This window comes from Streptomyces sp. DF42 (assembly GCF_058267695.1).
On sequence record NZ_CM177859.1, the window covers coordinates 2,677,767 to 2,693,547 of the forward strand.

Consider the following 15,781-nt stretch of genomic DNA (forward strand, 5'->3'; position numbering starts at 1 on the left):
TGTGACCGCTGAGTAACCTCGTTCGGTATCTCGTACATAGCGGCGTACGCTCCCCTACCTCTCAGGAGGCGCGCATGTCGCGTAGGAGAAGTCTCGGTACGAAGAAGAAGATCGCGCTGCTGGTGAGCGCGGCGGCGGTGGCGGGAGGTGGCGCCTTCGTCATGGCGAGCACCTCGAACGCCGCGCAGAGTCCGAGCCCCAGGACGTTGTCCGCGGCGGACTCGAACGTCTGCCAGGGGCTCGCCACCGCCCTCGGCAACAACCAGAAGTTCATCGACGGGCAGAAGGCCGCTCCGGACGCCCAGTCCGCGGCGCGGATCGCCAACCGCGAGGCCGTCATCGCGCAGATCAAGGTCCAGCAGAAGGCGTCCGGTTGCGCCGTTGGGGAGTCGGCTCAGGACTCCCAGGCGACGCAGCCGGCGCAGGACGGCGCGGGACAGCAGACGGGGGGCGCCCAGCCCTCGCAGACCGCCTCGGCGCCCGCAGGAAACGCGGGCGGGAACACGGGCGGTGCTGCCGCCTCCGGACAGCAGGTGTGCAACGGCTCCACCGTCACCCTCTCCGGCGAGGGCGGCGCGCCTGCCGCCTCCAGCAACCAGTTCCCGGCGGGGACGACCCTGAAGGTCACCAACCTGGACAACAACAAGTCCACGACGGTGAAGGTCACCTCGGTGTCCGGCAGTTGCGCCCTGCTCAACAACGCGGCCTTCGAACAGGTCCGGGAGCCCGGCAAGTTCCTGATCCGACGCGCGCTGATCGAGAAGGTGGGGTGAGGCTCAGGCGTTCAGGAACTCCGTGAGGCGGCGGCCGAGTTCGGGGGGTGCGGACTGCGGCATCGCGTGATGGGAGACGTGTGGGAGTACGACCGTCTCGACGCGCGGCAGCAGCGCATCCGCCCTCGGTGCCACCTTGCACGCGTCGTGGGTCCTGCTGTTCCCGGCCAGGAGCAGCAGGACCGGCGCGTTCAGTCCGCGCAGCGCGTCAGGCGCCGGGCGCGGGCCGGTCACCGGCTTCGACACGGAGGGGAAGCCGGTGGCCGCCTCCTGAAGACGGAGCCAGTCGGGGTCGAGGAGCACTCCCCCGGCCTCTCCCCCAGTCGCTCTCCCGGTCACTCCCCGGGTCTCCCATTCCAGGAAGGCGCGGGCCCGAGCGGGCGTGGGCCGCAGCATCAGCGGCAGGGCGCGCAGCAGGTACGCCGGCCGGAAGCCGGCGAAGCACATGACGGGGTCCAGGAGGAAGAGGCGGCGCACACGCGCGCGTGCGTGCAGTGCGTAGTGCAGAGAGATCCAGCCGCCGTACGAGTGCCCGCCCAGGTCCGCCTCCCCGAGGCCGAGTTCGTCCAGGACGGCCTCCAGCCAGGCCACCAGGTCGGCGACCGTACGGGGGTGACGGTCGCCGGCCTCGGTTCCGCGGCCCGCGCAGGCGGGGAGGTCGACGGCGAAGACGCGGTGGGTGCGGGCGAGGTCGGTGGCCTGGGCGTACCAGCTCGCGGAGGTGGCTCCGCCGCCACCGGGCAGCAGGACCAACGGGGGGCCGTGCAGCGGGCCGCAGACATTGACGTACGTCGTGCCGAAGGGCGTGGGGACGGTCACCGCCTCCCGCTCGGCGGGCCACTTGCCCATGACCTTGTCGTACGCGGCCAGGAAGCCGTCCATGTCGTACGCGGACCTCATTGCCCCTCCCCTATTATCTCGCTGAACGAGATACTCGATGAACGAGATAATAGAGCGGAGGCCGGTCGTGCGGAACCTTGGGCCCGAGATGGAGGTCGTCCATCTGCTGCGCGCGGTGACGGTCGAACTCGGCCTGCACAGCGCCCGGTTCGCGAGCCGCAACGGCATGCACCCCACGGACGTACGCGCCCTGATCGCCCTCATGGACGCCTCGCGGGCGGGTGAGGAGACGACGGCCGGGCGGCTCGGCGCGGCGCTCGGGCTGAACTCGGCGGGGACGACCGCGCTCATCGACCGGATGGAACGTGCCGGACATGTGCGCCGGGTGCGCGCGGAGGGAGACCGGCGCAAGGTCCTGATCGAGGTGACCGAGCAGGCGGTCGAGCTCGGATGGGCCTCCTTCGGACCGCTGATCGCAGGGGCGGCGGAGTTGCTTCGTGTGTACGACGAGCGGGAACTGGCCGCCGTCAGGGGGTTCCTCGAAGGAGTACTGGAGGGGGTGGTGGAGGCGGCGACGGAGCGGGACTGACCGGTCCGCGCGTTCTCACACCGTGAATCGCGCCACACCACTCCCAGGTAACACGGGGTTCACATTCGAGCAATGGCCGGGAAACCGCCTGTTGACAGGCTCGCGGGCAACAAGAGCGGCGCCCCAGTGCCGCAGCGCCGCAGCACCCGCAAGTGCGTAAGACACACCCCGAAGGAAGTGGCTCGTGACCTTCAAGGCTGAGTACATCTGGATCGACGGCACCCAGCCGACCGCCAAGCTCCGTTCCAAGACGAAGATCATGACGGGCGAGCCCGCCGGTCTGGACGCGCTGCCGATCTGGGGCTTCGACGGGTCCTCCACGAACCAGGCCGAGGGCCACTCCTCGGACCGTGTCCTCAAGCCGGTCTTCACCTGCCCGGACCCGATCCGCGGCGGCGACGACATCCTCGTCCTGTGCGAGGTCCTGGACATCGACATGACGCCGCACGAGTCCAACACCCGTGCCGCGCTGGCCGAGGTCGCCGAGAAGTTCGCCGCGCAGGAGCCGATCTTCGGCATCGAGCAGGAGTACACGTTCTTCCAGGACGGCTACCCGCTCGGCTTCCCCAAGGGCGGCTTCCCGGCCCCGCAGGGCGGCTACTACTGCGGTGTCGGCGCGGACGAGATCTTCGGCCGTGAGATCGTCGAGGCGCACCTGGACAACTGCCTCGCGGCCGGTCTCGCCATCTCCGGCATCAACGCCGAGGTCATGCCCGGCCAGTGGGAGTTCCAGGTCGGCCCGGTCTCCCCGCTGGAGGTCTCCGACCACCTGTGGGTGGCCCGCTGGCTGCTCTACCGCACCGCCGAGGACTTCGGCGTCGCCGCGACGCTGGACCCGAAGCCGGTGAAGGGCGACTGGAACGGCGCCGGTGCGCACACCAACTTCTCCACCAAGGCGATGCGCGAGACCTACGACGCGATCATCACCGCGGCGGAGTCCCTGGGCGAGGGCTCCAAGCCGCTCGACCACGTGAAGAACTACGGCGCCGGCATCGACGACCGCCTGACGGGTCTGCACGAGACCGCCCCGTGGAACGAGTACTCGTACGGCGTCTCCGACCGCGGCGCCTCGGTCCGTATCCCGTGGCAGGTCGAGAAGGACGGCAAGGGCTACATCGAGGACCGCCGTCCGAACGCCAACGTGGACCCGTACCTGGTGACGCGCCTGATCGTGGACACCTGCTGCTCCGCGCTGGAGAAGGCCGGCCAGGTCTGATCCGACCCGACTCCCGCGAGGGGGCGCCCACCGGTCACGGTGGGCGCCCCCTCGCGCTGTCAGTGGAGAGTGTGAGCGGGTTCGACGACTCGGCACGGACCACAGCGGCCGTCGGCCACGAGGGTCGTCGCCGCGCTCGGTGCCGCCGGGCTGACCACGGACCGGAACGGCAATCCGGACAAGGCCATCAAGGTCACGCCCCTTACCTGGCACAAACGTCTGACCGGGTGAGGTCCGCAACGTCAGTTTCATACCAAGGAAGCGTCCAAGCAGCGAGAGGAGACTCCTCGCCACGCGCAGTGTCTGCTTCAATGGAGCCATGGCCAGCATCCAGAACCACACCGCGACGGGTCGCCATGACCTCGAGCCGTTCTGGCCTTCCCGTCAGCACCACGACTTCGACCGGGTGTGTTGCCGCGCGATGAACGCGCCGGCCCTCTAAAGCCTTACACCCAGGCCTTCGTCCGACGCGAAACGACGTACGTCCCTCGACGAGCCCGACCACGAACTCGCGGCCCGTCGTCCTCCCCGACGAACTCCTCGCGCGAAAGAGCTGACCTCTCATGGCGACCACTCGTTCCCTTTCCTCCGCCACCCTCACCGCCGCCCCGACCGTCACCCCGGCCCATGGCACCCGGCACCGACTGCGCGCCGTCGACCGGGACGAGGTCGTGGACGTGGCGGACTTCCTGCCGCCCGGCGCCACCTGGCTGCCGGCTCCGCAGCACACCCTGCCCACCCTGCCGGGCCAGCCGCCGATGGTCGGCTACCTGGTACTCGTCCCGGCCGACCAGCAGCCGCCGTTCCTGCCGGTGGCGGTGCCCGACCGCACCGACGCCGTGATCGGCCACGGCACGGACGCCCGCCGGGGCGGCGACCCGCTCGTCCGCATCGACTCCGTACAGCGCACGGCCGAGGTGGACGGACAGGAACTCGACCTCACCTACCTGGAGTTCGAGCTCCTCGCCCACCTCGTGGCGCACCCGCACCGGGTGCACACCCGCGACCAGCTGGTCACCACGGTGTGGGGGTACGGCCACGTCGGCGACGGCCGCACCGTCGACGTCCACATCGCCCGGCTGCGCCGCAAGCTGGGCGTCGAGCACCGCGCGGCGATCCAGACCGTGCGCCGGGTCGGCTACAAGTACACCCCGCCGACCGGCCGTTGATCACTGCCGACCCGCTGCCGACCGGCCGTTGATCACTGCCGACCCGCTGCCGATCTGCCGCTGATCTTCTGCTGACGGCAGATCGCCGTTCCGTTCCGCGTCCGGTCCCGGCAGGCTCACCGGCATGAGACTTCTGGTGCTGGGTGGTACGGAGTTCGCGGGACGGGCCGTCGTGGAGGCGGCCCTCGGGCGCGGCTGGGACGTGAGCGTCCTCAACCGGGGACGGCACCGGCCGCTCCCGGGCGTGCGGGCCCTGCACGGCGACCGCACCACACCCGACGGGCTCGCCGCCCTCACGGACGGCGAGTGGGACGTCGTCGTCGACACCTGGTCGGCGGCGCCCCGGGCCGTGCACGAGGCGGCGCGACTGCTGCGGGGCCGCGCCGCACGGTATGTGTACGTGTCGAGTTGCTCGGTGTACGCGTGGCCCTCGCCCCGCGGATACACCGAGGACGCGCCGCTGGTGCAGGGCGCCGAGCCCGACGCGGACAGGACCGACTACGCGCGCGACAAGCGGGGCGCCGAGATCGCCGCCGTCGAGGCGTTCGGCGCGGACCGGTCCGTGCTCGTACGGGCCGGGCTGATCCTCGGCCCGTACGAGAACATCGGCCGTCTGCCGTGGTGGCTCGGCCGGATCGCGCGTGGCGGGCCCGTACTGGCCCCGGGACCGCGGGACCTGCCCCTGCAGTACGTCGACGTGCGCGACCTGGCCGAGTGGATTCTCGGCGCGGCGGAGCGGGAGCTGAGAGGCCCGTACAACCTGGTCAGTGCGCAGGGGCACGCCACCATGGGTGAGCTGCTCGACGCGTGCGTCGCCGTCACCGGCTCGGACGCGGAGCTGCGCTGGACCGCCCCCGAGACCGTCCTCGGAGCGGGCATCGAGCCGTGGACCCAGCTGCCGGTGTGGGTGCCGCCGGGCAGCGAGGAGCACGACTCCCTGCACAGCGGGGACGTCTCCCGCGCGCTCGCGACGGGGCTGCGCTGCCGGCCCGTCGCCGAAACCGTGACCGACACCTTGCGGTGGCTCCAGGACATCGGCGGCACGGCACCACAGCGCCCGGACCGGCCCCCGGTGGGACTGGACCCGGCCATGGAGGCCAAGGTGCTGGCGGGGTAGTCCTCGACCGCGCCGCTCGCCCCGGGGTGTACGTGGCACCACCCCTCGGCCGGGGGGCTCGGCCCAGTGACCGTCGGTGTGTGCTCGGTCAGACTGGCTGCCATGAACACCAACACGAAGAACGGGTCTCTTACCACGAGGGCCCGGGCCGTCGCCCTGGCGGCGGGGCGGGGGTTCGTGCTGGCCCTGGTGTCCCTGCCGGGCGCGGTTCTCGGCTTCACACTCTCCCTCGTGTCCATCTCGCTCATCCCGATCGGCATCGGACTCGTCACGACGCCCTGGGTGCTGACGGGAGTGCGGGCGTTCGCCGACCGGCGGCGGGCGCTCGCGGCGAAGTGGGGCCGGGTGTCGATCCCGTCGGCGTACCGGCCGGTCCCCGAGGACGCCAAACCCTGGACGCGGACGTACGCGATGCTGCGCGACCCGGCGACCTGGCGGGACCTGCGGTGGCTGCAGGTGGACATGACGGCGGGGTTCGTGACGGCGCTGCTGCCGGCGGTGCTCGTCTTCTACCCGTTCGAAGGGTTCGCCGTGGCGGCCGGGCTGTGGCGGCCGCTGTCGGACAGCGGCGGCTACTGGTACGGCTTCGTCCATGTCACCGACCAGGCCTCCGCGCTCGGCGCCGGCGTGCTGGCCGCCGCGATCCTCGCCCTCGCCTCTCCCTTCGCCCCGCGGCTGCTGACCGCCCACTTCCGGCTCACCCGAGCCGTACTCGGCGCGAGCGAGAGCGAGTTGGCCGAGCGCGTCCGCGTCCTCACCGAGACCCGCCGTGACGCCGTCGACACCTCCGCCGCCGAGCTGCGCCGCATCGAGCGTGATCTGCACGACGGGGCGCAGGCCCGGCTGGTCGCCATGGGCATGGACCTGGGCACCATCGAAATGCTCCTCGACAAGGACCCGGCGAAGGCCAAACAGCTCCTCGCCCAGACCCGCCAGTCCTCCGTGGACGCCCTCGGCGAGCTGCGCGACCTGGTCCGCGGCATCCACCCGCCGGTCCTGGCCGAACGCGGACTCGGCGACGCGGTAAGGGCGTTGGCACTTCGGCTGCCCCTCCCGGCCGAGGTGAACGTCGAGTTGAGCGGCCGCGCGGACGCGCCGGTCGAGTCCGCCGCCTACTTCGCCCTCAGCGAGGTGCTCACCAACGCGGTCAAGCACTCCGGCGCGGACCGGATCTGGGTCGACCTGCATCACAGCGAGGGCATGCTGCGCGTCTCCGTCACCGACAACGGCAAGGGCGGCGCGGTGATCGGGTCGGGCTCCGGGCTGACCGGAGTCGAGCGGCGACTGGGTACATTCGACGGCGTCCTGGCCGTCAGCAGCCCCGCGGGCGGTCCCACCATGGTCACCATGGAGATCCCTTGCGAGTTGTCCTAGCCGAAGACCTCTTCCTGCTGCGCGACGGACTGGTCCGGCTCCTGGAGGCCTACGACTTCGAGATCGCCGCGGCCGTCGAGTCCGGCCCCGAGCTCAGCCAGGCACTGGCCGAGCTGGAGCCGGACGTCGCCGTGGTCGACGTACGCCTGCCGCCGACGCACACCGACGAGGGGCTGCAGTGCGCACTGCAGGCCCGCCGGGACAGACCCGGGCTTCCGGTGCTGGTGCTCTCCCAGCACGTGGAGCAGTTGTACGCGCGCGAGCTTCTCGCCGACGGCAGCGGCGGGGTGGGGTATCTGCTCAAGGACCGGGTGTTCGACGCGGAGCAGTTCATCGACTCCGTACGGCGGGTCGCGGCGGGCGGCACGGCGATGGACCCGCAAGTGATCCAGCAGTTGCTGTCCCGGCGGGCGGCCGACGACCGGCCCCTCGGGCGGCTGACGCCCCGTGAGCGCGAGGTGCTGGAGCTGATGGCGCAGGGCCGCTCCAACGCGGCGATCGCGGGGCAGCTGGTGGTGACAGAACGGGCCATCGCCAAACACACCTCCAACATCTTCGCCAAACTGGACCTGGAGGTGTCGGATGATGACAATCGTCGCGTTCTGGCGGTCCTCGCCTATCTGGACCAGGACCGGTGAACGGCCGCGTATTTTCCGTAAATTCCGCTGCTCAGGCGGCTGTTGGGGCCCATCGGCCGAGTAATCCTCTGATTTGTTTGCGGGGCTGCTGAACACGCCTGGGGCCACGCCCGTATCAATGGGCGCCGCTTCACTCCTGTCGGGCGCCTAGAAGCCCCGCCAAGCCCGCAAGGAAGTCAGAGGAGTTCCATGGTACGCAACACACGAAAGCGCCGTACGCCGCTGGCCACCAAGGCCGTAGCCGCATCGGCGGCCCTAGCGCTCGGTGGGGGCGGGCTGATCTGGGCGAACTTCTACGCCTCGGCTCACGAGTCGAACAACTCGGGGCAGAACCAGACCAAGGCCGCTGCCGGACAGGTGGCCACGATCGCCTGCCCGGACGTCCAGCAGAAGCTGACGAACGTCCCCGAGAGGGCACGTCAGGGTGTGGCCACGGAGCTGGCGAACCTCGACAAGCAGATCACCGAGGCCTACGCCCGTCTCGCTTCCACGCGCCAGGCACAGACGCAGGACGCCGGCTTCGTGCAGAACGCGATCGTCGGCCCCCTCAAGAACAAGCGGTCCGCGACCCTCGACCGGATCCGGATCGACATCCAGCGGGTGGGCGGCCAGGTCGACGCGTCCGGGCTGGGAGCTCTCGCCGCCTGTACGACGCAGAACGCGAACCAGACCAACGCCGGTGGTGGCCAGCAGCAGGGCGGCCAGCAGCAGGGCGGCGGCGGTCAGCAGCAGGGCGGCCAGCAGCAGGGTGGCCAGCAGCAGGGCGGTGGTGGCCAGCAGCAGGGCGGCCAGCAGCAGGGCGGCGGTCAGGCCGGCGCCGGCCAGAACATCGGCGGCCAGGCCGGCAACGGCCCCGTCGCCGCCGACTTCGTGGACATCACGAAGGTCGCCGCGAACGTCCAGGGCAAACCGCAGAACGGCGGCCAGGCCTCGACCGGCACGTTCACCACCAGCTGCGGTGTGAACGCGAACAAGAACCACAACACCGACAACGTGATCGTGGCGCCCGGCGTGACCAACGGCGCGCACCACCTGCACGACTATGTCGGCAACCAGAAGGTCGACGCGTTCGCGAACAACAACTCGCTGATCGCGGACCAGACCAGCTGCCAGAACCAGGGTGACCTGTCCGCGTACTACTGGCCGGTCGTCCGTGTCCAGGACGGCTCTCAGGACTTCGACCAGAACAAGGACGGCGGCGGCAAGGAAGGGAACGTCGGAAAGATCCTGACGCCGGTCCAGGCGCAGATCAAGTACGTCGGCAACCCGACCAGCAAGGTCACCGCGATGCCGCAGTTCCTGCGCATCATCACCGGTGACGCCAAGACCACCACCAACGGTCTGGCGAACGCCAACGCGCACTGGAGCTGCACCGGCTTCGAGAACAAGGTCCAGCTGACGGAGCAGTACCCGATCTGCCCGCAGGGCAGCAACGTGGTGCGCACCTTCGCCTTCCAGAGCTGCTGGGACGGCAAGAACATCGACAGCGCCAACCACCGTACGCACGTGGCCTTCGCGGACCCGGCGAGCGGTGCCTGTGGGAACGGTTTCAAGGCGATCCCGCAGCTGACGATGCGCCTGGTGTACAAGATCAACCCGCCGGCCCTGCAGAACGGCCAGGTGAAGAACGCCTACGCGGTCGACGGCTTCCCGGAGCAGCTGCACAAGTCGGCCACCGACCACGACGACTTCATCGCGGTCTTCAAGAACAACCTGGCGAACAAGATCGCCGACTGCGTCAACAACGGCAAGCAGTGCCGGTGATGCACTGAGCCGGTGACCCACTGAGCCGGTGAGGCACCGAAGAAGGCCGGTGGCGGGATCTCCCGCCACCGGCCTTCCGTGTGCCGTGTGTGTTCAGCCGCTGTGGCCGGTGTGCGCGCTGTGGTTGGTGCCGATCTCCTCCTCGCCGCCCAGCGTGCCCTGCAGCGCCTTGACCACCTTGTCGTCGCCGACGGCGACCCACTTGCGGCCCACGAGGTAGAAACCGCCGTAGTCCTTGGCGTCGTTGATCCAATCGCGCTGGCCGCGGTCGGTGGCGAAGGTGGCGAAGACGTACTTGCCGTCCGAGGTCTTGCAGATGGCCTGGCGGACCTCGTCGGAGTCGATCTGCATGTCCGGCTTGCACTTCGCCTTGGCGGCCAGGCTCTCCAGGCTGCCGGTGGCGGTCGTCGGCACCTTGGCGGCCGCGTCGCTGTTTCCGGATCCACAGCCCGCCAGCGCGAGGGCGGCCGCGGTGCCTGCCACGGCGATCATCGGTCGGGTCAACCTCATCTGTTCCTCCGGTCGCGTTGCTGGCCCTCGGGCCCGTCCCCTCAGATACGGCTGTGGGCCGCGGTGTACTCAGATCCGGGCGGTGCACTCAAATCCAGTGTGCCCGCGCGTACGGGTGTGCGAGGGTATGGCCCGTGAACCAGGACTGGGAAGATCGCGTGGCCGCCACCTGGGCGGGCTTCGACGACTACGCGGAAGAGGACGCCGCCGACTTCCGGGCCGCGGTCGACGCCCTCGTCGCCGAGCTGCCGGACGACAGTCCGCTCGGCCCCTTCGAGCGGGCCTGCGCCTGGGACTCGACGGGCCACTCGGACCGGGCTGTCCCGCTGTACCGGGAGGCGCTGACGCTCGGGCTCAGCCAGGTCAGCGGCTACAAGGGCCGCCGCGCCAAGATCCAGCTGTCCAGTTCGCTCCGGAACATCGGGCAGGCCGAGGAGGGCGTCAAGCTACTGACACCCGAACTGGACGCGCCCTCCGACGAGCTGGACGACGCGGTGCGGGCGTGCCTGGCGCTGTGTCTGTCCAGCCTCGGCCGGGACCGTGAGGGTCTCTCCCTGGTCCTGGGCGCCCTGGCGCCGCATCTCACCCGCTACCAGCGGTCGATGGCGAACTACGCGCGGGCGCTCGTCGAGCCGCTGGACTGACCCGGGGACTGCGCCACCCGGGTGACGGTGACCATCCCACGATTCGCTCGTTTTGCTGAACGTGCAGTCACAGGATGTCGCCCCGCGCCCCGCACCTTCCTCCTCCGACCCGGTCGTCGACGTCGAGCAGGCCGAGGCCGCGCTCGTCGAGCACTACCCGCGCCTGGTCCGGCTCGCCTACCTGGTACTGCCGCCGAGCCTAGGGCGCAACCGGCGCGTGGTGACCGCACACGCCCTCACCCAGCGCGCCCTGCCCAGAGGCCGGACACCGGCGCCCGTGATCCCGGCCCAGTCGACCGGCCGCGACGGTGACCCGGGGTACGCCTTCGTCCGTCTGCAGGTGCTGCGCACGGCACTGGAGGCGGGCCTGCCGTTGCGGCGCGCGGCGTTCCCCAAGCGCTCCCAGCTGCCCCCGCTCCTCCCCCAGGTCTGGGGCCTGCGCCTGTTCCCGCGCTCGGGCGGCGCCGATGAACTCGCCCTGGACCAAGGCCTGTCCGCCCTGTCCGGGCCGGCCCGTGCGGCGTATGTCCTGCGCGGCCTGGAGAAGCTGTCCGACGACGACGTACGCGCGATCCTCGGCTCCGCCGGCTGCGCCGACCCGGACACGGCGCTGCGCGAGGCCGACGATGTGTCGGCCACGCAGTACCCGCTGCTCGACTCCCCCGAGTTCGACCCCTGCTCGCTGCAGGCCCGGCCCACCGACCTGATGCGGCGCAGGCAGCACACCAAGGCCGCGCTCGCCGCCGCCGCGGCGCTCGCCGTGTGCGGGACGCTGCTCGGACTGCCCGGCGACGGCTGGGCTCCCGACGGCGCCGCCGCCCCCGTGTACGCGCAGAACCCGGCCGCCGAGGCCGCCCTCGACCCGGCCGGGCTGGCCCGGGTCGCCCCCACCGCCTGGGAGACCTCCGCGCGCACCGACTTCTCCGTCTGGCCGGCCCGCGGCGATCTCACCGGCGACAAGGCCCTGCTGCGCCGCGCCCTCGCCGTCTGGGCCCGGCCCGGCGAGAGCGTCCAGGTCTCCGCCACCCCGGGCACCCAGTCCGGCGGCCCCTCCGGCCCGCCTCAGCTGCTGTACGCCGGGACCGTCGACAGCGCACGCGTGGTGATCCTCTACGACGGTCTGCGCATCGCGCGGTACGCCGAGCCGAAGGACGGTACGAAGGGCGCCGCCCTGGACTTCGCGCGGGTCGACGACGCCGGCCGAGCCGAGGCGAGCGCGCTGGTCCTGGACCGGGCCGACGGCAACGTCCGCTATCTGACGGCGCCCTGGGTGACGAAGGCCGCCGAGCGGAACCTGCTCAAGCCGGACGCCGGCGCGACGGACCTCAAGCTGACCGGCGGTGTCACCGCGCCGCTGGCCGGCCCCGCGACACGGACCGGCACCTGCACGTCATGGAACGTGCTGCAGTTGACCGACTCCACCGGTACACACGTGGCGACCGACCTCGGTGAGCTGGTCCCCGCCCGCCTCACCACCGGGCGGCCCGGTTCCCCCCACGAGGTGTCCGGCGCGCAGGCCCTGCGCGCGTGGGCACCGTACGCCTGCTCGCTGGGCTCGCTGCGCTCGGCGGGTGTGCGCGGCGTCAACGCCTGGGCGTATGCCCGGCAGCCGCTGCCCGGCGCGAGCGAGGCGGGATGGGCGTCCGCCGGCCCGAAGGGCGGGTCGGGCTCGGCGGAGTGGGTGTGCACGCGGGCCGAGACCTGGCGGGGCGGCGGGACACGGGTGCTGGCGCAGTTCCACACGCCGGGCGGGGCGTACGGGGCCATCGTCGCGAAGGCGGAGAACGTGCCGGCGTGCGGGGCGAAGGACCCGCACGTGCTCGCCGGCGTGCTGTGGAAGTCGGAGACGGGCGGCTGGTATCTGCTCGCGGCCGGAAGCCGGGAGACCTCGTCGATCAGCACGACGGGCGGGGTGCGGGCGAGTGCCCGGGGCGGTCTGCTGGCGGTACGGGCCGAGCAGGGGGCACGGGCCGAGCTCAAGGGCGTCCTGGACGACGGCCGACCGATCGGCGGACTGGGCTAGGGCCGCCCCGCCAACGGCACCTTCCAGCTCGAACTCCGGTGCTGCGGACGGACGTTGCCGGTCCCGGCCGACTCCACCGTGCCGGCCGCCGTGCGCGCCGCGCTGCCGGGCACCGCCTGCTCCTGCGAGCAGGGCTTCTGCGGAACCTGCGAGCGGCGGGTACTGGAGGGCGAGGTGGAGCACCGGGACGAGCCGCTGACGGACGCGGAGCGCGGTGCCTCGATGCTGATCCGCGTATCGCGGGCACGAGGTGAGCGTCTGGTGCTGGATAGGTGAACACCGCTGGCCGGTCCGGTCCGTTCGGGGCCGGATCCGATCGGTAAGGTGTTCGTATGACTACCGGGGTGCGCCGCAGAATGGGAGTGGAAGAGCGGCGGCAGCAGTTGATCGGCGTCGCCCTCGAACTGTTCAGCCAACGCTCTCCCGACGAGGTCTCCATCGACGAGATAGCGTCCGCCGCGGGCATCTCGCGCCCGCTGGTCTATCACTACTTTCCCGGCAAACTCAGCCTGTACGAGGCCGCGTTGAGGCGTGCCGCGCAGGATCTGGCGGGGCGGTTCGACGAGCCGCGGGAGGGGCCGCTCGGGGCGCGGCTGCTGCGGGTGATGCGGCGCTTCTTCGACTTCGTCGACCATCACGGGCCCGGCTTCGCGGCGCTGATGCGTGGCGGGCCGGCCGTTGGCTCCTCGGCGACCAACGCGCTCATCGACTCCGTGCGGCAGGCCGCGTACGAGCAGATCCTTTCGCATCTGGCGGTCCAGGATCCGCCCGCGCGGCTGGAACTGGTCGTACGCTCCTGGATCTCGCTCGCCGAGTCGACCGCGCTGATCTGGCTGGACGGCCGGCGCATCCCGCGCGCCGAGCTGGAGGCCCAGCTCGTGCACGACTTCGCCGCGCTGGCCGCCGTGAGCGCCGCCCACGACGAGGAGATGGGCGCGCTGCTGCGCCGGATGTTCAAGGACGAACCGGCCGACGGGCCCTTCGCGCACCTGGTCGGCCGGCTGATCGCGCTCGCTTCCTGAGGCGCCGGCGCCCCATGGTGGCCGCCCCGGGCAGAGCGCTCAGCGCTCGAACTTGCGGTACGACGGGTCGAGGTCGCGGACCTCGGCGGAGGCGTGCAGCACGATTCCCTCGTCCGCGATGTGCTTGCGCAGCAACTCCAGGGTGGCCTCCGTGAGCCGTGCCTTGGTCTCCTCGGTACGTCCGGCGAGCAGTCCGAAGGTGACGTGGACGACCGCGTGGCGCAGCTCGGCGGGGTCCTCGTAGCCGAAGGCGGTGTACTCGCTGGGCCGGAACTGCGTCTTGCACGCCTCCGGCTTGGCCGCCGCGATCTCGACGGTCGCCTCGTGCAGGGCACGGGCGAAGGCGTCCCGGTCGAAGGCGTGGGTGATCGTCTTCGAGTAGTCGACGGTGATCTGCGGCATGGGCACTCCTGTTCTACGACAGCGACGGGCTCAGCCTAGTTCCCCTCGTTCCTCAGTTGGAGTGCCAGCATCGCGATGTCGTCCTCGCGGTCGTGGCCGAAGCAGGCCAGGAGGGTGTCGCAGAGGGCGTCCAGGCCGGGCAGGGAGCCGATGGCCGCCGAGCGGAGCTGCTCCATCGAGATCGTCAGGTCCGTGCCCCTGGTCTCGATCAGGCCGTCGGTGACCATGAGGAGCCGGTCGGCGGGCTCCAGGAACAGCTCGGTGGGCGGCGGGTGGGGCAGTCCCAGGCCGAGCAGCGGGCCGTCGGCCTTCGCGTAGTCGGCGTCGCCGGTGTCCCTGAGGATCAGCGGCGGAATGTGGCCGGCGTTGGCGATCCGGGTCCGCCCGGTCCCGGGGTCGATCAGGGCCAGGCACACGGTGGCCGTGACCTCGGCATGGTAGTGCTGCAGCATCCGGTCGAGGCGCTCGGCGAGCACAGCAGGGTCGCTCTCCTCGACGCAGTAGGCGCGCAGCGCGTGCCGGATCTCCACCATCACGGTGGCCGCCTCCAGCGAGTGCCCGACCACGTCACCGACCGCCGTGAGTACACCCTCGTCGGTGCGCAGGGCCGCGTAGAAGTCGCCGCCGATCTCCGTGTCCTGCGACGCGGGCACGTAACGGACCACGACGTCCATGCCCGGCAGCTCGGGCAGCCGGTGCGGCTGGGGCAGGAAGCTGTGCTGGAGGGTGAGGGCGACGTGCCGCTCGACCTGGTACATGAGCAGCGGCTCGGCGGCCAGCGCGGTGGCCTGCGCCAGCTGCGCCACCAGCGCCTCGTCCTCGGGATTCACCCGGCGCACCCCGCGTGTGGGCGTGGCCAGACACACCGGGGCCTTGCCGTCCTGGGTGAGGACCATCACCAGCCGCCCGTCGTGCTGCATACCGGGCCGGAAGAACCCGGCGGGCCACAGCGGCGCGGGCACGGTGGTGATCTGCACTCCCGACTGCCCCCGGGTGAGCCGCCGCAGCAGACCGGCCACGGCCCGGTGGGCGCCCGCGTCGGGCAGGGCGAGGGAGGTGCGGTCCCGGGAGGTGCCGCAGTACAGCTCCTCGTCCGGGCCGAGGACGAAGACGGCGGCGGGAGTGCCGGTGAGCCGGGCGGTGGAGTCGGCGGCCGCGTCCGCGAGTTCCTGCAGGGAGCGCGCCGCCTGGATGGTGACGATGGCCTGCGACAGCAGCGTCAGCCGCCGTACCAGCGCCTGGTCGTCGGCCCGAAGGCGCGCGGTGCGCACCGCGGCCCGGACCACCGCCTCGATCTCCTCGGGCTCGGCGGGCACCGTCAGATATGTCTCGGCGCCCACGTCCAGCCCCTGGCAGCGGTCACCCGGGGCCACGGCGGCGGCCGAGAAGTGCACGACGGGCAGGGCCGCCATGTGCGGCCGTTCCTTCAGCCGGCGGCACAGTTCGAAGCCGCTCATGTCCGGCAGGTCGACGTCGACCAGGGCCACGTCGGGCAGCCTGCCCTTGCGCAGTCGTACGTCGAGCTCGACGAGAGCCTGCCCGCCGGTGGCGACCGGGACGACCTGGTGTCCGGCGCGGCGCAGCACGGTGCCCATGGCGTACCGACTGGCCGCCACGTCGTCCACGACCAGCACGGTCGTGTCTGTCAGTTTGCCGTCGACGTCCATCTCTCGGCCCTTGGACAACACCGGTGGGGCGGA

Annotated in this window: 16 protein-coding genes and 1 pseudogene; 13 read left to right on the forward strand and 4 right to left on the reverse strand. The window is 71.3% G+C overall.

The genetic code is table 11. From position 1 onward, the window contains the following. Window positions 1-74: 74 nt before the first annotated feature. Window positions 75-773, forward strand: a complete 699-nt coding sequence (locus ACYUED_RS12280; protein ID WP_491292319.1) for an RlpA-like double-psi beta-barrel domain-containing protein — start codon at window positions 75-77, stop codon at window positions 771-773. A gap of 3 nt (window positions 774-776) precedes the next feature. On the opposite strand, the gene ACYUED_RS12285 is transcribed toward ACYUED_RS12280, so the two are convergent. Further along, window positions 777-1,673 carry an alpha/beta fold hydrolase gene (locus ACYUED_RS12285; protein ID WP_491292320.1) on the reverse strand — a complete coding sequence of 299 codons (897 nt, stop codon included), beginning with the start codon at window positions 1,671-1,673 and terminating at the stop codon, window positions 777-779. A gap of 37 nt (window positions 1,674-1,710) precedes the next feature. Here ACYUED_RS12285 and ACYUED_RS12290 point away from each other — a divergent pair, with 37 nt between their 5' ends. From ACYUED_RS12290 to ACYUED_RS12325, 8 genes are all read left to right on the forward strand, one after another. Beyond that, on the forward strand, window positions 1,711-2,202 hold the full coding sequence (locus ACYUED_RS12290; protein ID WP_491292321.1) for a MarR family winged helix-turn-helix transcriptional regulator: 492 nt from the start codon (window positions 1,711-1,713) through the stop codon (window positions 2,200-2,202). Window positions 2,203-2,386: 184 nt separating this feature from the next. After that, window positions 2,387-3,418 carry a glutamine synthetase gene (gene glnII, locus ACYUED_RS12295; RefSeq protein ID WP_491292322.1) on the forward strand — a complete coding sequence of 344 codons (1,032 nt, stop codon included), beginning with the start codon at window positions 2,387-2,389 and terminating at the stop codon, window positions 3,416-3,418. A gap of 150 nt (window positions 3,419-3,568) precedes the next feature. Then, the gene (locus ACYUED_RS12300) at window positions 3,569-3,649 is read left to right on the forward strand and encodes a hypothetical protein (RefSeq protein WP_491294218.1); all 81 of its coding nucleotides are present in this window, start codon (window positions 3,569-3,571) and stop codon (window positions 3,647-3,649) included. A gap of 332 nt (window positions 3,650-3,981) precedes the next feature. After that, window positions 3,982-4,587 carry a winged helix-turn-helix domain-containing protein gene (locus ACYUED_RS12305; RefSeq protein WP_491292323.1) on the forward strand — a complete coding sequence of 202 codons (606 nt, stop codon included), beginning with the start codon at window positions 3,982-3,984 and terminating at the stop codon, window positions 4,585-4,587. A gap of 124 nt (window positions 4,588-4,711) precedes the next feature. After that, window positions 4,712-5,704: an SDR family oxidoreductase gene (locus ACYUED_RS12310; protein ID WP_491292324.1), complete on the forward strand. Its 993-nt coding sequence runs from the start codon at window positions 4,712-4,714 to the stop codon at window positions 5,702-5,704. A gap of 102 nt (window positions 5,705-5,806) precedes the next feature. Further along, window positions 5,807-7,078: a sensor histidine kinase gene (locus tag ACYUED_RS12315; protein ID WP_491292325.1), complete on the forward strand. Its 1,272-nt coding sequence runs from the start codon at window positions 5,807-5,809 to the stop codon at window positions 7,076-7,078. After that, window positions 7,063-7,716, forward strand: coding sequence for a LuxR C-terminal-related transcriptional regulator (locus ACYUED_RS12320; RefSeq protein WP_266513091.1), 654 nt, complete (start codon window positions 7,063-7,065; stop codon window positions 7,714-7,716). Before ACYUED_RS12315 ends, ACYUED_RS12320 begins: the two co-directional genes overlap by 16 nt. A gap of 189 nt (window positions 7,717-7,905) precedes the next feature. After that, window positions 7,906-9,480, forward strand: coding sequence for a DUF1996 domain-containing protein (locus ACYUED_RS12325; RefSeq protein ID WP_491292326.1), 1,575 nt, complete (start codon window positions 7,906-7,908; stop codon window positions 9,478-9,480). 93 nt (window positions 9,481-9,573) lie between these two features. Here ACYUED_RS12325 and ACYUED_RS12330 read toward each other — a convergent pair whose 3' ends face one another. Continuing rightward, window positions 9,574-9,990 carry a hypothetical protein gene (locus ACYUED_RS12330; RefSeq protein WP_266585218.1) on the reverse strand — a complete coding sequence of 139 codons (417 nt, stop codon included), beginning with the start codon at window positions 9,988-9,990 and terminating at the stop codon, window positions 9,574-9,576. A gap of 134 nt (window positions 9,991-10,124) precedes the next feature. Between ACYUED_RS12330 and ACYUED_RS12335 the strand changes: the two genes are divergently transcribed. From ACYUED_RS12335 to ACYUED_RS12350, 4 genes and pseudogenes are all read left to right on the forward strand, one after another. Further along, window positions 10,125-10,634 (forward strand): tetratricopeptide repeat protein, encoded by a 510-nt coding sequence (locus tag ACYUED_RS12335; RefSeq protein ID WP_491292327.1) that lies wholly within the window; start codon window positions 10,125-10,127, stop codon window positions 10,632-10,634. 61 nt (window positions 10,635-10,695) lie between these two features. Continuing rightward, the gene (locus ACYUED_RS12340; protein WP_491292328.1) at window positions 10,696-12,657 is read left to right on the forward strand and encodes a hypothetical protein; all 1,962 of its coding nucleotides are present in this window, start codon (window positions 10,696-10,698) and stop codon (window positions 12,655-12,657) included. A gap of 12 nt (window positions 12,658-12,669) precedes the next feature. Beyond that, window positions 12,670-12,933 (forward strand): annotated as a pseudogene (locus ACYUED_RS12345) (2Fe-2S iron-sulfur cluster-binding protein); the annotation flags it as partial. 56 nt (window positions 12,934-12,989) lie between these two features. Next, on the forward strand, window positions 12,990-13,679 hold the full coding sequence (locus ACYUED_RS12350; RefSeq protein WP_491292329.1) for a TetR/AcrR family transcriptional regulator: 690 nt from the start codon (window positions 12,990-12,992) through the stop codon (window positions 13,677-13,679). A gap of 39 nt (window positions 13,680-13,718) precedes the next feature. On the opposite strand, the gene ACYUED_RS12355 is transcribed toward ACYUED_RS12350, so the two are convergent. Beyond that, entirely contained in the window at window positions 13,719-14,081 is a 363-nt protein-coding gene (locus ACYUED_RS12355; protein WP_491292330.1) for a 5-carboxymethyl-2-hydroxymuconate Delta-isomerase, read from the reverse strand. Between the two features lie 35 nt (window positions 14,082-14,116). Continuing rightward, window positions 14,117-15,748, reverse strand: a complete 1,632-nt coding sequence (locus tag ACYUED_RS12360) for a SpoIIE family protein phosphatase (protein ID WP_491292331.1) — start codon at window positions 15,746-15,748, stop codon at window positions 14,117-14,119. Window positions 15,749-15,781 lie beyond the last annotated feature (33 nt).

What these genes read in the sequence shown, in the direction of transcription:
- ACYUED_RS12280 (WP_491292319.1), top strand. Translation starts at nt 75, where the DNA reads ATGTCGCGTAGGAGAAGTCTCGGTACGAAGAAGAAGATCGCGCTGCTG.
- ACYUED_RS12285 (WP_491292320.1), bottom strand. Translation starts at nt 1,673, where the DNA reads ATGAGGTCCGCGTACGACATGGACGGCTTCCTGGCCGCGTACGACAAG.
- ACYUED_RS12290 (WP_491292321.1), top strand. Translation starts at nt 1,711, where the DNA reads ATGAACGAGATAATAGAGCGGAGGCCGGTCGTGCGGAACCTTGGGCCC.
- ACYUED_RS12305 (WP_491292323.1), top strand. Translation starts at nt 3,982, where the DNA reads ATGGCGACCACTCGTTCCCTTTCCTCCGCCACCCTCACCGCCGCCCCG.
- ACYUED_RS12310 (WP_491292324.1), top strand. Translation starts at nt 4,712, where the DNA reads ATGAGACTTCTGGTGCTGGGTGGTACGGAGTTCGCGGGACGGGCCGTC.
- ACYUED_RS12315 (WP_491292325.1), top strand. Translation starts at nt 5,807, where the DNA reads ATGAACACCAACACGAAGAACGGGTCTCTTACCACGAGGGCCCGGGCC.
- ACYUED_RS12325 (WP_491292326.1), top strand. Translation starts at nt 7,906, where the DNA reads ATGGTACGCAACACACGAAAGCGCCGTACGCCGCTGGCCACCAAGGCC.
- ACYUED_RS12330 (WP_266585218.1), bottom strand. Translation starts at nt 9,990, where the DNA reads ATGAGGTTGACCCGACCGATGATCGCCGTGGCAGGCACCGCGGCCGCC.
- ACYUED_RS12350 (WP_491292329.1), top strand. Translation starts at nt 12,990, where the DNA reads ATGACTACCGGGGTGCGCCGCAGAATGGGAGTGGAAGAGCGGCGGCAG.
- ACYUED_RS12355 (WP_491292330.1), bottom strand. Translation starts at nt 14,081, where the DNA reads ATGCCGCAGATCACCGTCGACTACTCGAAGACGATCACCCACGCCTTC.
- ACYUED_RS12360 (WP_491292331.1), bottom strand. Translation starts at nt 15,748, where the DNA reads ATGGACGTCGACGGCAAACTGACAGACACGACCGTGCTGGTCGTGGAC.